A 13,675-nucleotide genomic window follows, 5' to 3' on the forward strand; every position below is an offset into this window, starting at 1 on the left:
CGGCGGTCGATCGCACAAATCCCAAACCCATTTACACCAGGAGATCACTACCATGCCCGAGAAAGTCATCGCTGGACAAACCGTCACCGTGGACGACGAGGGATACCTCACCAACCCGGCTCAATGGAACCGCGCGATCGCGGAGGAGATCGCACGGGAGCTGGGCATTCAACTGACCGACGCACACTGGAAGGTCATCGACTTCATCCGCAAGGACTTCCAGGAACGCGGCACCGTGCCCGGCATGCGCCGGATCAACAAGGTGGCCGGCATCGCCACCAAGGACCTGTACACCCTCTTTCCGGATGGTCCCATCAAAAAGGCCGCCCGCATCGCGGGTTGCCCGAAACCGACCAGTTGTGTCTAACCGGCTGCCCAGGGAGAACGCGCCATGAACACGACGGCTGAACGTCCCCGCAAGGTCTCCATCATCGTTTCCCGGGGCACACTCGACGGGGTCTACCCGGGACTCATCCTGGCGAACGGCGCCCGGATGGAAGGCATCGAGGCCGACCTGTTCTTCACCTTCTTCGGTCTCTACGCGGTGCTCAAAGGGTTCCAGGACAAGCTCCGCATCGCCACGGTGGGCAACCCGGCCCTGCGCGTCCCCCACGCCAAGGGATTTCCGCTGCCCACGTTGTTGGGCGCGTTGCCCGGCATGTCCGCCTTCGCCACCGCCATGATGAAGAAAGAAATGGAAAAACTCGACATTCCGCCCGTGTCCGAGTTCATCCAGATGATTCACGAGGCCGGCGGACATATCTTCGCCTGCAAAGCCACCGTCGAGATGTTCCACCTGACACCCGACGATTTCTGTCCCGAGGTGGAGAAGGTGCTGACCGTGGGCGAGTTTTACGAACGTTCCGCAGGCGCCCAGATCATCTTTACCTGAAGCGGCGGGAAGGTGCACCCGACCCAGGCCCCTGGAAGCGGGGCCCGCAGCCAGCGAGGCCGAGCCTCGCGGGGGTGCAATGCAAGGGATGGGCTGCCGGGCCCCGCGCCAACCCGCGCCGAAACGGTACGCGACCGGCTCGCATTCCCCTGCGGGCCCGCATGCCAACCACATAAATCGCCGCGCCAGTCCCACAGGCCGCCGAAACGTCACCCGGCGTGAGCAAGAACCGTCCGGGTCCCCGTCGGATGCCACACCTGCCCGAACTCGGCCCACGGCGATGAATCTTTGCTTCTCAGCAGGGCCCGGAGCCGGCGACGGCCCGCGCATCCTCCAGCACGGGCCCTGACCCCATGGCTTGACAGCCCGAGCCAAGCGGCATTTGACTGGCCCGGTCATGGACAGGTTGACCTGGCAGCAGGGGTGGAAACACCGATGGACCCTGTGGGTGTTCGCATGGACGGCCCTGGGGCTGCTGGCAACGGTGATCGCCGTGGCGGGATCCGCGCCGGAGGCCCGGGCACGCAACCCCATTCTCTGGATGGACGTCCCCGACGTGGCCGTGATCCGCGTCGGCGACACCTACTACATGAGCAGCACCACCATGCATATGAGTCCCGGCCTGCCCTTGATGCGATCCCGGGACCTCGTTCAGTGGGAGCTGGTCAACTATGCCCATGAAGTTCTGGAAGACAGTGACGCGTTGAGTTTGCGGAACGGGCAGAACGCCTACGGCGGCGGTTCCTGGGCCAGCAGTCTGCGATACCACAACGGCACCTACTACGTCACCACGTTTTCCCACACCACGGGCCGGACCTACGTCTTCCAAACCGACAACATCGAAAAAGGGTCCTGGAGGCGCTCTTCCTTTCGGCCGGCCCTGCACGATCACTCCCTCCACTTCGAGGATGATGGTCGGGTGTTCATGGTCCACGGCGCCGGTGACATCTGGCTGACGGAATTGGAACCCGACCTGAGCGGGATCAAGCCGGGCGGTATCCATCAGGTGATCATTTCGAATGCCAGCCGGGTGGCGGGGCCCAACATCGGCCTGCCGGCCGAAGGTTCGCAACTGCGCAAGATCCGTGGGAAATATTATCTGAACCTGATCACCTGGCCTCGCGGCGGCATGCGGACCCAGTTGATCTTTCGGTCCGACCGGCTCACGGGCCCTTATGAAGGTCGGGTGGCCCTGCAGGACCGGGGGGTGGCCCAGGGTGGATTGATCGACACGCCGGACGGGCGCTGGTTCGCCCTGTTGTTTCAAGATCACGGGGCCGTGGGGCGAACGCCGTTCCTGGTGCCCGTGCGGTGGGAGCAGGACTGGCCCGTCTACGGCGTGGACGGCAAGGTCCCGGACACGCTCGATCTGCCCGCACCCCGGGACCCGCTCTCCAACGTCGTGATTTCGGACGAGTTCGACCGCCGGCCCGGTGACCCGCCCCTGCCACTGGCATGGCAATGGAATCACAACCCCGACCCCCGCTTCTGGTCGGTGACCGAGCGGCCCGGTTGGTTGCGTCTCCGGACCGGTCGGGTGGACAGGGACCTTCTCGAAGCACGCAACACACTGACCCAGCGGACATTCGGCCCCGAATGCGCCGGTTGGACGCGGGTGGATGTGTCAGGGCTGAAAGAGGGTGATCATGCCGGGTTGGCCCTGCTGCAGCGCCGGTTCGGTCAACTCGCAGTGGTGAGGGAGGACGGGCAGCGCTGGTTGATCCTCCGGCATGCGGAAAAAGACACGCCCGTGGTTGCCGAACGAATCCCGTACGAGAGTGACACCGTGTGGCTGGGCGTGGTTTGCGACTTCCGGAATCTGGCGGATGTGGCGCAATTCCATTACAGCCAGGACGGCCGCGATTGGAAACCCATCGGACCTCGAATCCGGTTGACCTACACGCTCCCGCATTTCATGGGCTACCGGTTTGCCCTCTTCGCCTACGCCACCCGCGAGCCGGGCGGCCATGCCGATTTCGACTTTTTCCGCGTGGGCAGCGGGTTGCCCCGGTGAGCGGCGGTCCCTGCGGCCACCACATGCCCGCACGCCATCCTCGTGCGGGCAAGAGTATCCGGATTCAGGCGTTGACACCCGTCCTGTGCGGACTCACGCACGGGCCCGGCCTCCGGAGGGATGGTTTGTCCGCAGTGCTCACGGCGCCAGGACCACCACGAGCCGGTAAAACGCCCCTGGCTCGATGCCGACCTCCTCCCAGACCCGGACGGGGCCGGGGGTCTCGGGGCCCGGCAGGGTGCGGAGCAAGGCCCATGGACCGTCCAGATGGGTGGCGCGTTGTAGATAGTAAACCCGACCGGGCTGCCCCTGGAACGTCAGCTCGATCATTTCCGGGCCGGCGGGGGCGGCGGTCAGGGTTAGAAGACTGGCGGGATCGCGCGGATGGGTGCCAGCGATGTACTCCTGGAAGTTGTTCATACCGTCGCCATCGGGGTCGCCGGTGGGCCCGTTATCACCCTCGGCGGAATTGGGATCCAAGCCGTGGGCCAACTCCCAGGCATCTGGCAGGCCGTCCCCGTCCGTGTCGTCCCGGGCTTCCGACAGATTCGGTGCGCCGGGTGTGGGTGGCCCCACCTCCCACGAGGCCGGGTCATTGCCAAAGAGCCAGACACGCCGTTTTTGCAGCGAAGCGCCCGTCCCGGCAGCGCTTTCCGGCCAGGGGGCACCCGGCTCGTATTCCACTTCATCCACGAGCACGTAGGGCACGTAACCGATGAACGGATTGGGCAGGGTTTGAGGTGGGTCGGGTCGCAGCAGGGCCAGGCGCTCACCTTCGTTGGCGAGCCGGCCCGGGACCGGTCCCAGGAGTCGAACGTCGTTGGACAAACCATAACGGCGACGGAACATCGCGGTGCTGATGGGGTCGGCCTCTGGATCAAAGGTCACCAGCAACAAATAACTGCGGGGTCCCAGGATCACGCCGGGCGGAAAGACGTATCCGAGTCCCTCCACACGCCAGGTGTTCGTGGGATGGGCGGGGTCATAAAGAGGGACCGGTTGGTCGGTGAGATTGTAAAGTTCCACGTACTCATGCACGGTGTCCGCGTAGGGCGGTGTGGCCGGGGGTTCGAACATGATTTCGTTGATGACAATGGGACCCACGCGCGGACCGGCGTTGGGTGCGCCCGGCGTGTTGACCGTTTGCGCCACGAAATGTTCGCGCCCCAGGCTGTCCACATGCCGGCCGAAACTCACTCCATTGGCCGCTGCGCCGAACGAAAATCCATGCGCATAGCCGGTGAGGTTGGTGCCGTCTCCGGAGAACAACCAAACCTCCTCGCCCAGCGAACTGAGATTGAAGGCGAACGGTCCGGTCCCGAAGGCCGTGGCATCCACCACCCGATAACCGAACGGCGGAATGACCGAGCCCGGCGGAAAAACATATTTCCGCGGCTGACTTCGATCGTCCGTAAGGAACCAGCCACTGATGTCAGCGGGTTCAGCAGTGGGGTTGTGCAGTTCCACCAGGTCAACCAGCGGCGGGTCCGTATGAGTCAGCGCTTCGTTGATGACAACGGGTGGGATTGGGGCGGGCTGTGGGTCGGGTTGGCCCGGGGAACCACCGGGGTTGGCGCTGGGGCGCCATGCCCCGGCCTGACTGCCGAGGATACCTTCGGTCACGGGTACCAGAGAGAAACCCGCGCCGTCGGTGGCCCGGTACCAATGGTCCTTGTAGGTGACTTCCCAGACCGGCTCACCCAGGGGGCCCTCCAGGACGAGCCGTTCCCCTTCATTCGCGAGAGCGCCCGCGTACGGGCCGGCCACTCGGGTGACCCCGGGATAACGCTGTTGAAACGCTGCACGGTTCCGTACCAGCACCAGATACTCGCCCGGCGCGAGAGACACCGGGGCGTTGGTGGGATCGAAGACGAATTGAATCCCGGCGGTGAAACGGAACCCGGGCAGGTACAACGGGGCGGTGCCGGTATTCTTGAGTTCCAGGAACTCGAGCTGTTCGGGGTCATCCACGGTCCCGTCCGCGGCCGGGTGATACATGATCTCGGTCAGTTGGAGCGGCGGCGTTTGCACGACGTAAGTGGCCCGGACGGGTCCTGACCACGGGCTGGAGATGGGCGGGTTGCGTGCGCCGGTCAGGTTCTGGTGTTGCGGGTTGTAATTGCGGGCCACGACACAGAGATTGGTGGAGACCGTCAACAGGATGTCACCGGATCCGGCGAGGGCACGGGGTGAAATCCCGCCGCCGGGCAGGCGCGGGTCGGAACCGTCGAGGGTGTAGTAGGTGGTGGTGCCGGCCCTGGGGGTGGCGGTGCGGAGACGGACCACGGTGCCGGCGGGGACGGAACCGGCCGGTCGATCCAGCTCCGGTGCCGCCAGGAAGTTGGTGTCAATGAACTGCAGTCGGTCGGTCAACCAGCGTTTGAGGAAGGCGACCTCGCCTGCGTAAGTGCCCGGGAAATTGTGGGCATAGCCGGCGGCGGTGACCCAGCCTGCGCGCGGGGCCGAACCCGACCAACGCTGGACCTGGCGATAGTGCACCGGACTGACCGCATTGGCGAACTCGTCCACCAGGGCAAACAGGTTGGTGGTTTGGAAGGGGCCGCGGCGCAGCTCCTGCCAGCGATCAATCCACGCCTGCCAAAAATCAGGATCGCGAAACAGGCGCCGGTACCAACCGTTGGGGAAGACATCCGCCGCGTTGAAGAAGTCCGTCCCGAAGTCGGAGCCTCCGCCGAGGCCGACCGAACCCATCCAGGACCGTGGATTGAAGGCGCGCAGGTCGCCATCAGCGGAGGTGCCCATGGAACGGTCGAAGTCCCAGAGCGGTCCCATCTCCAGCGGGGCCCCGCGTTGCTTGAAGAAATAGGCGCTCAACCGGAGTGCGTCCACGTTCAGAGCGAGCACGTTGAGCAGGTGGTGGTCAATCCACGAAGCAACGTCGATCCATGGCCGATAGCCCGACACGGGGTTGGTCCACTGGGGGCTCGTAAGGGCCGCGCCGAAGCCCAGGAGATAGTTCTGGATGTACTGTGCCTGGGCGAGTCGGGCGGGGGTGGCCATCTCCAGGCCGGGCGGATCCACATACACAACGCTGGTCTCCAGGTACGGGTCGTAAAAGGTGCGTTCGTCGGGATCGGCGCGGTCCACTTTGAGGATGTAACCGCCGGTGACGGCCGGGGGATCGGTGACGCCCGGATCGAGCCGTGTCACGGCCACGCGTTGCTTGTTGCGTTTGATTTTTTCGAGCACGGTGTAGAGCCCGTGATAATCGCCCCCGGCGGGGGAACTGAACTGCACGGTGCCGCCCGTGGTGTTCACGAAGACCTCGGCAAAACGCGTGCGCGGGGAGTATCGGCCGATGAGACGGCTCCATGCGTGGGCCAGGGGGTTGTGAAGGAAGGATGGATCGTACTGGTTTTGGGCGTACAAGACCCAGTCGGACTCGGCCGGAAGACCGAGCAGTTCCACGTCCTTGTCGTCATTGAATTCGTCCCAGGTCTCCACGGCGAAACTTTTCTGGGGCAGCCATGCGGTGCTGCTGCCCCGCACATTCACACCGGCGCGGGTCACAAGGGCGGGGGGATTGGTCAGCGAAGCCACACCCCCGATGGGATGAAAGACCATCAGGATGCTTTCCCGGTCGAGCCGCGGTTGGGTGCTGGGGAAAGCCCCGCCGCCGAGGTTGTGGATGAGCAGGATGGGCAGGGGCGAGGTGAACGCCGCGGCGGCGGCACTGATCCGGACATAGGGATAACTCACGGGCGGGCCGGGGAAGAACCCCGGCTGTTTGGGAAACGCCCGCGCCCGGACGATCATGCTGTTGGTCACGAGGATGGGTCCGGTGTACAGCGGCGATTGGGCGGTGGGGACGTTGGTCGGAGCCGGGGATGTGGCGGGCACGTTGGTCGTCACGATGAGGTAGCGGATTTCCCAGTTCCCGGGATCGGGGACGCTCAACTCGAGCGCAAATGGTGTGAGGAATGTGCCCGGTACCCGCGAGGCGCGTACCTCCGGGCCGAACCCTTCGCCGCGCGTGGCATTGGGCGCACCCGGTGTGGGCTGGGTGAAATAGCCGAGCCGATCCGGCTCGACGCGGTCGCGACCGTAGGAAATATCGGTGTATTGCTGGGGGTAATTGGGGCTGAAGGCGGACACGGCCTGTCCATCCGGTGCATACAGGCCGAGGTAACCCGGGCTGGAGGAGAGACGGAAATTGGTATGGAGGCGGCCGTTGACGTTGGTGTTGCGGCCCGAGGCAAGCACCAACAGATACGCTCGCGGTCCGAGAACGGTTCCCTGCGGAAAGCGCCACTTGAACGGTTGCGCGGCATTGTCCGTAAGACCCCAGCCGCCAAGGTCCACCCAGTCCTCGGATGCGTTGTAAAGTTCGATCCAATCCGGGCTGTTGCCCAGTTCGTCGCGAACCGCATCAGGTGCCCGACCACTGTTGGAGGCGAGGAACTCGTTGATCCACACGCTTTGCAATGCGGCCCGGGGATCCACGGTGTAGGTCCAGGTCGGCGGTTCAAACGGCAGGCCGACCTGATCCACAATACCGTGGTTGGCGGCCCAGGTGACGGACACCGTGCCGGTGGGTGCCGGGTGGAATTCGAACACGTACTGATCCGGAGCCACCATCACCACGTTGGTGGCCGGTTGCCCGTTCAGAAGCAGGTCCGCAGGGTCCACCCCCGACACGGGTTCGGAAAACGCCACCTCGACCCGTGCCAGCGAGGTTACCCGGCTGCCCGGCGGAGGCCAGACCAGGGTGAGCGTCGGCGGCGTGTTGTCCAGGGCGGCCTCCAATTGCACGTGAATCACAAAGTCCGAGGAATTGCCCAGACTCGAGTTGAAAGCCTGGACGGCCAGCACGTTGGTGCCGGGTTGGAGCAGAGTGGCGGGCGGCCCGGGCTGGTAGGTGACCCACGGGATCGGTTCCGGCAGAGCCGGCAGCGACGTGCCATTGTAGGGCACAAAACCTTCCGGCATGTTGAAGCGCGCCACCTCAACCCCGTTGATCCAAACGATGCAACCGTCGTCGCTCAGTAAATCCAAGCGAAGGGCCGTGATCGACGCCGGGCGATCCACGGTGAAGGTGCGTCGCAGGAAAATGCAGGTGTAATTGCCGCGCATGTCGGTCAGCTGCGTGCCCGGCTCGGGTTGGACATCCCCGTACCAGAACGGCATGGGGGATTCCAACCAGCCGGAATCGTCAAAGGCCGGCCATCGCCAGGCAGTGGGATCGGGCTCTGAAGCTTCGCGGGTGCCCTTGAGCCATCGCCACGTGCTGGCCGGTGGAACGAGTGTGACCACGACATTTCCGGCCCGGGAAACCTCGGGCCGGCTCAGGCAGGCCCACGTCGCCAGAAGGGCGAGGAGAAATCGGAACTTTGGTCGGGCAGAACGACGATGGACCGGGTTCCGCCGTACCACCGACGGTGCCGAACCCGCGGGGCTGCGCGGGGAGTCCGATGTGCACAACGGGTCCGGAGCCGTGACCCAACCTTCCGGTCGGCAAGGCGCATGGTCGAGGACACTCATGACGGCCACAATTTCCGTGAGCCTGCCGGGCTTGACAAGGCCTCCCGGGCACGAACATGGCCACGGAACCCGTTCCGCGTCGGGCTGCGGGATTTCGTGGGACCGGGAAGCGCCGCTGCGGCGGAATCCGGGGGAGCCGGCCTCAGCGGATCACCCAGGCCAGGATGGCCTTCTGCACGTGCAACCGGTTTTCCGCCTGATCAAAGATCGTTTGTGCGTGCGCCTCGAAGGTTTCCGCGTCGATTTCCTTGCCGCGGTAGGCGGGCAGGCAATGCATGACCAGCGCACCGGGTTTGGCCAGGGCAACCAGCGCCTGATTGATCTGATATCCTTGAAACACGCGGAGGCGTTCGGCTGCCTCGGCCTCCTTGCCCATGGACACCCACACGTCGGTGTACAGGACATCCGCACCGCGCGCGGCGGCCCGCACATCCTCGGTGCAAACCACGCGTCCACCGGCCCTGCGCAGAATGTCCGCCGGGGGCTGGAAGGCCCGGGGCGACGCCACACGCAACTCGAAACCGAGTCGACCCGCCGCAAACACCCAGGACGTCGCCACGTTGCAGGCACCATCGCCCACGAAGGTCACCACCTTTTCCGACCACGGGCCGGGACGTTTTTCTTGAATGGTGAAAAGGTCGGCCAGGATCTGGCAGGGATGTTCTTCATCGGTGAGGGCGTTGATGGTGGGGATCCCGGCAAAACGGGCAAACTCTTCCACGTCGGCCTGCGCGTAGGTGCGAAAGACGGTGCCATGGACCATGCGCCCGAGCACGCGGGCCGTGTCGCAGATGGGTTCGCCCCGGCCGAGCTGGATGTCCGAGGCGTTCAAGAAAAGCGATTGCCCGCCCAATTCGCGAATGCCCACCTCGAAGGATACGCGGGTCCGGGTGGAGGATTTGGAGAAGATGAGGGCCCAGATCTGGCCCCGAAGCGGTTGGGCGGTGTGTCGGCCGCGTTCCCGTTTCATCACCGTTGCCTCCGCCAGCAGGTGTTCCATCTCTGCGGCGCTCAAACCTTCAATGCTCAACAAGTGTCTCACGGAGCTTCTCCCCTGTTTGCCGGTGCACCCGACATCCTCCAGAAATACCGCAACCGGTCCGTCTCGTCAGCTGCGGAATGCAGCGTCCTTTCGACACGCCGGTTTGACCGTGCCCGCCCGGTCCGATACAACACGCAAGGAACATGCGGTTCGGCGGTCGCGCCGGGCGGTCGGACGACCTGCCGACCCTCCCGCCGGGCCGCGCCCATGGGAATCACGCAATCATGAGCACGCGCATTGCCGCCGTGGAGGCCCACCCCGTGGTGTATCCCACACGCGGGTGGTTCAAGTTCCTGGAAGGGCCCCGGGGCCGCCGTCCGGCCCGCGCCTCAGTGGTGGTAAAAATCACCGCGGACAACGGAGTGGTGGGCTGGGGCCAGAGCATTCCCCTGCATCGCTGGAGTTATGAGACGCTGGAGACGGTCCTCACCACGCTGCAGCATTACCTCGCGCCGGAACTGGTGGGGCTGGACGTGTTCGATCCGGAGGCGGTCCATGCCGCGATGAACCGCGTCATCGCCCCGTCGTTTTCCACCGGACAACCGATCTGCAAGGCCGGGGTGGACCTGGCGTTGTTTGACCTGATGGGCCGGTTGACAGGCCGCACCGCGGCGCAGCTATGGAACCGGCCGGCCCGGGATCGGCTCACCCTGAGCTGGACGGTCAACGTTCGAACGCTGGAGGAGGCCGAGCAGGTTGTCGCAGAGGGACGCGCCCTTGGCTACCGCCACTTCAACGTCAAGGTCGCGCCGGATCCGCAATTCGACCTGGAATTGTGTCGGCTGGTCAAACGGTTGGTGCCGGACGGGTTTTTATGGGCCGACGCCAACGGCGGTTACGACGAAGCCACCGCCCTGGAGGTGGCTCCGAAACTGGCCGACGCAGGCGTGGCGGTGCTGGAACAACCACTACCGGCTGCGCGACTCACCGGATACCGTCGGCTCCGGCAACAGGGTGCCCTGCCCATCCTCATGGACGAGGGCGTGGTCTCGCATGTCGAACTCGAGGAGTTCATCCGCCTGGAACTGCTCGACGGAGTGGCGATGAAGGTCGCCCGGTGCGGCGGCCTGACGGAGGCGCGCAAACAGATTCAGATGCTCGAAAACGCAGGCCTCATGTGGTTGGGCAGCGGACTGACGGACCCCGACCTTTCACTGGCCGCCTGCCTCCAACTGTACGCCGCACACGGCCTGGAAAAACCGGCCGCGTTGAATGGACCCCAGTTCCTCCGCGGCACCATCCTCCGCGAACCCATCCGCGTCGAAAACGGCGAGGCCCTCGTCCCTCAAGGCCCGGGCCTCGGCGTGGAGGTGGAGCCCGAACGGTTAACGCGGCCCCTGACGGACCAACCCTAGCCCTGCCAACCATGTCGCACGCCGCCGATCCTTCGACCGGTCCATGGCGGTTGTTCATCGCACTGCCCCTGCCTGAACCGCTGCGCCAGGCCATCCTCCCATGGCAACGGGCCGCTCAGAGGCTCCTCCCCGAGGGATTGCGGTGGACACCGCCCGAACAGTGGCACCTGACCCTCCGATTCCTCGGGGATGTGGACCCGGAGGAGGTTCCCCTGCTGACGGAAGCTCTGCAGACCGCCTGCGCCGGCCAGCGGATTCTCAGGCTTTCCTTCGCGGGATGCGGCTGTTTTCCATCGCCGGACCGGCCCCGCGTGTTGTGGTTGGGCCTGGCAGGTGAACTGGCCGCCCTGGAAACCTTCCAGTCCCGCGTCCAACAACTTACTGCCCCTTGGGGACAGAGGGAGGACCGGCCGTTCCGGGCGCATCTGACCCTGGCGCGGATCCGCGAAGCCAGCCCGGCCGCCCGGCAGGGGCTTGCACGCGTTCTGCCGCGGTTGCCCGTCCCACCGGCACTCCCATGGACGGCCGACCGCGTGGTCCTGTTCCGCAGCGAGCTGCATCCGCAGGGCGCCATCCACACCCCACTGCATGAATGCGTCCTCATGCCCGCCCCGCCGGCCGGCCCTTGACCCTGGGAGTGTCTCCCGTCCATGTTGGACGGGTGGAACCCAAACCGTGGGTGGTGGCACACACCCGACCCCGCTGCGAAAAAAAACTGAAGCAGTTCTGCGACCGCGAAGGCGTGGACGCCACGCTGCCGCTGGTGCCCTCCGCCCACCGCTACCGCGGCAAGGTGGTGGTTTTCCAAAAGCCGCTTTTCCCGGGTTACGTGTTCCTTCGGCCCACACGCGATCAGCGGCGCACCGTCATGTCCAGCGATTACGTGGCCAATCTGCTGGACGTCTTTGACCAGGAGCTCTTCGAACGCCAGCTCAACGAGATCCTCTTTGCCCTCGAATCCGGCTGCGAGGTCCGGCTGGCACCCAGTATCGGCAAGGGAAGCCGCGTGGTGATCAAGAGCGGACCGCTCCGGGGCTTGGAGGGCTGGGTGGAGGAACGCTACGGACCGAACATCGTCCTGCTGCGTCTGGATTTCATCGGTCAGGCGGCGGCCGTGAAACTGGACGTTTGCGAACTTGAACCGGCCTGACGCAGATCGCCACCTTGCGGCCCGGTAGCCGGCGGGGCCGACCGTCCATGGTCGGACAAGGACACGGCCACCCCGCCTTCAATACAACCGTTCCAATCGGTAGAACCGCGAGGGGGCCGAAACGGCCGAAGGATCCCTCCATACGATGCGATCGCCCGATGCCATCAGGTCCGGCGAGCCGACCTGCCACCGGGGATCGTCCCAGTGATCTTTGAATAACACCCGATACACCGCGCCCGGCACCGTTTCCCACACCACCTGCATCCGATCCGGCTTGCGCCGGGCCGCAAGGAACCGTGGCGCTCGTTCAGGGGCCGAGCCCGGCTCAATCGGTCGGAAGCTGCTCTCGGCCGGGCTCAGGAGCACCTTGTCCACCATCAAACGCCCGTCGCTCAGCCGGAGGGTGACATTGCGCGTACCCGGCGTCAGGGAAAGGACCAACCTGGGCACCCCGCCGCCCGGCGGCGCAAATGCACCGTTGGCCACCACCGACAAGGGCATCCATTCCCACGACCCACCCGTGGTCGGGATCACCTGCGCCTGTTGCTCGGAGGCACCATCCACCGCCACAGCCAGTCGGGCACTGGAGCCGTCCGTGGTGCGTGCACGCACCCAGACGACGTAGAGCCCCTCCTCCGAAACCGGAACAGCCCAGGTCACCGCCGAGTCCGAACCGCCGCCCTGCACATAGCCGGCTGCGTTGGTGGGCGAATCCGGCTCGCCGGTGAACCCAGCCTGCACCGACCCCTGCACCTGACCGTCTTCAGCCTCCCGGACCACGAGAAATTGGTCGGCCGGCGGCGGCGGTACAATGTGCACCGTGACCTCAGCCCAGGCACTTAGTTCACCGTCAAACGCCACCAGCCGCAGAACGTAGTCACCCGGCTCACTGAACGTCGCTTCGGTGGACCGATCGTATGGATGGCTGAAACTGACGGAGCCCGGGCCGCTCACCACTTCCCATCGCACGGTCACCGCGCCGGGCACCTCGGGCAGACCATCGTCGCGCACCCCGCCGCGCAACGTCACCACGTCACCCCAGTCAGCCGTCTGGTCCGGACCGGCACCAACCCGCGGAGGCTGGTTCACCGGCCCTTCAGGCTGAACCTCCACTTGCATTTCATCGGCTGCAACCCACTCACCGTCACTCGCCGACAGGCGGAACACGTACACGCCCGGCTGAGTGAATGCCACCAACACGGACAGCGCATTGGTGTTGCTCCACGCTACCTGGCCCGGGCCACTGACCAGCTCCCACCAGACGGTCAGTTGCCCCGGATCGGCCGGCAACCCGTCGTCGCTGGCTTGGCCCGCCAGCAGAGCAGGGGCAGGCAGCCGGATCGTCTGGTCCGGACCGGCATTCACCATCGGGGGCTGGTTGATCGGCAGGGGCGCTTCGACCTGGACCTGGACCTCGTCACTGGCGCTCAGGGCACCATCACTGGCCACCAGGCGGAACAGGTACAGTCCGGGTTGTGTAAAGTTGACCTCCACCGTGAGGCTGTTGGTGGTGCTCCAGCTGACCGGTGCGGGACCACTGACCAGCTCCCACCAGACGGTCAGCTGCCCCGGATCGGCCGGCAACCCGTCGTCGCTGGCCTGGCCCGTCAGCAGGGCAGGGGCAGGCAGCCGGATCGTCTGGTCCGGACCGGCATTCACCACCGGGGGCTGGTTGATCGGCAGGGGCGCTTCGACCTGGACCTGGACCTCGTCACTGGCG

9 protein-coding genes are annotated in these 13,675 nt (G+C 65.4%); 6 read left to right on the forward strand and 3 right to left on the reverse strand.

Annotated elements, in window-relative coordinates; all coding sequences use genetic code 11:
• Positions 1 to 52: 52 nt before the first annotated feature.
• The 3 genes from G4L39_RS09215 to G4L39_RS09225 all read left to right on the forward strand — a co-directional run bounded on the left by G4L39_RS09215 (position 53) and on the right by G4L39_RS09225 (position 2,906).
• Positions 53 to 367, forward strand: coding sequence for a TusE/DsrC/DsvC family sulfur relay protein (locus G4L39_RS09215; RefSeq protein ID WP_165107662.1), 315 nt, complete (start codon positions 53 to 55; stop codon positions 365 to 367).
• A 24-nt stretch (positions 368 to 391) separates the two neighbouring features.
• Complete coding sequence (locus G4L39_RS09220) at positions 392 to 892, forward strand: DsrE/DsrF/DrsH-like family protein (RefSeq protein WP_165107664.1); 501 nt, start codon at positions 392 to 394, stop codon at positions 890 to 892.
• A 397-nt stretch (positions 893 to 1,289) separates the two neighbouring features.
• Positions 1,290 to 2,906 carry a glycoside hydrolase family 43 protein gene (locus tag G4L39_RS09225; protein WP_165107666.1) on the forward strand — a complete coding sequence of 539 codons (1,617 nt, stop codon included), beginning with the start codon at positions 1,290 to 1,292 and terminating at the stop codon, positions 2,904 to 2,906.
• Positions 2,907 to 3,044: 138 nt separating this feature from the next.
• Here G4L39_RS09225 and G4L39_RS09230 read toward each other — a convergent pair whose 3' ends face one another.
• Both G4L39_RS09230 and argF read right to left on the reverse strand, forming a co-directional pair.
• A complete protein-coding gene (locus G4L39_RS09230; RefSeq protein WP_165107668.1) occupies positions 3,045 to 8,180 on the reverse strand; it encodes a lamin tail domain-containing protein in 5,136 nt (1,711 codons plus the stop codon).
• Positions 8,181 to 8,550: 370 nt separating this feature from the next.
• Positions 8,551 to 9,450: an ornithine carbamoyltransferase gene (gene argF / locus G4L39_RS09235; RefSeq protein WP_165107670.1), complete on the reverse strand. Its 900-nt coding sequence runs from the start codon at positions 9,448 to 9,450 to the stop codon at positions 8,551 to 8,553.
• Positions 9,451 to 9,674: 224 nt separating this feature from the next.
• Here argF and G4L39_RS09240 point away from each other — a divergent pair, with 224 nt between their 5' ends.
• The 3 genes from G4L39_RS09240 to nusG are packed head-to-tail and all read left to right on the forward strand — an operon-like array spanning position 9,675 to position 11,955.
• The gene (locus G4L39_RS09240; RefSeq protein ID WP_165107672.1) at positions 9,675 to 10,805 is read left to right on the forward strand and encodes a mandelate racemase/muconate lactonizing enzyme family protein; all 1,131 of its coding nucleotides are present in this window, start codon (positions 9,675 to 9,677) and stop codon (positions 10,803 to 10,805) included.
• 11 nt (positions 10,806 to 10,816) lie between these two features.
• Positions 10,817 to 11,434, forward strand: a complete 618-nt coding sequence (gene thpR, locus G4L39_RS09245; RefSeq protein ID WP_165107674.1) for an RNA 2',3'-cyclic phosphodiesterase — start codon at positions 10,817 to 10,819, stop codon at positions 11,432 to 11,434.
• 32 nt (positions 11,435 to 11,466) lie between these two features.
• Complete coding sequence (nusG, locus tag G4L39_RS09250; RefSeq protein ID WP_165107676.1) at positions 11,467 to 11,955, forward strand: transcription termination/antitermination NusG family protein; 489 nt, start codon at positions 11,467 to 11,469, stop codon at positions 11,953 to 11,955.
• Between the two features lie 78 nt (positions 11,956 to 12,033).
• Here the strand turns inward: nusG and G4L39_RS09255 are convergent.
• The coding region (locus tag G4L39_RS09255) for a PKD domain-containing protein (RefSeq protein WP_205880903.1) at positions 12,034 to 13,675 on the reverse strand (1,642 nt) is incomplete at its 5' end.

Source organism: Limisphaera ngatamarikiensis, from assembly GCF_011044775.1.
Lineage (GTDB): Bacteria > Verrucomicrobiota > Verrucomicrobiia > Limisphaerales > Limisphaeraceae > Limisphaera > Limisphaera ngatamarikiensis.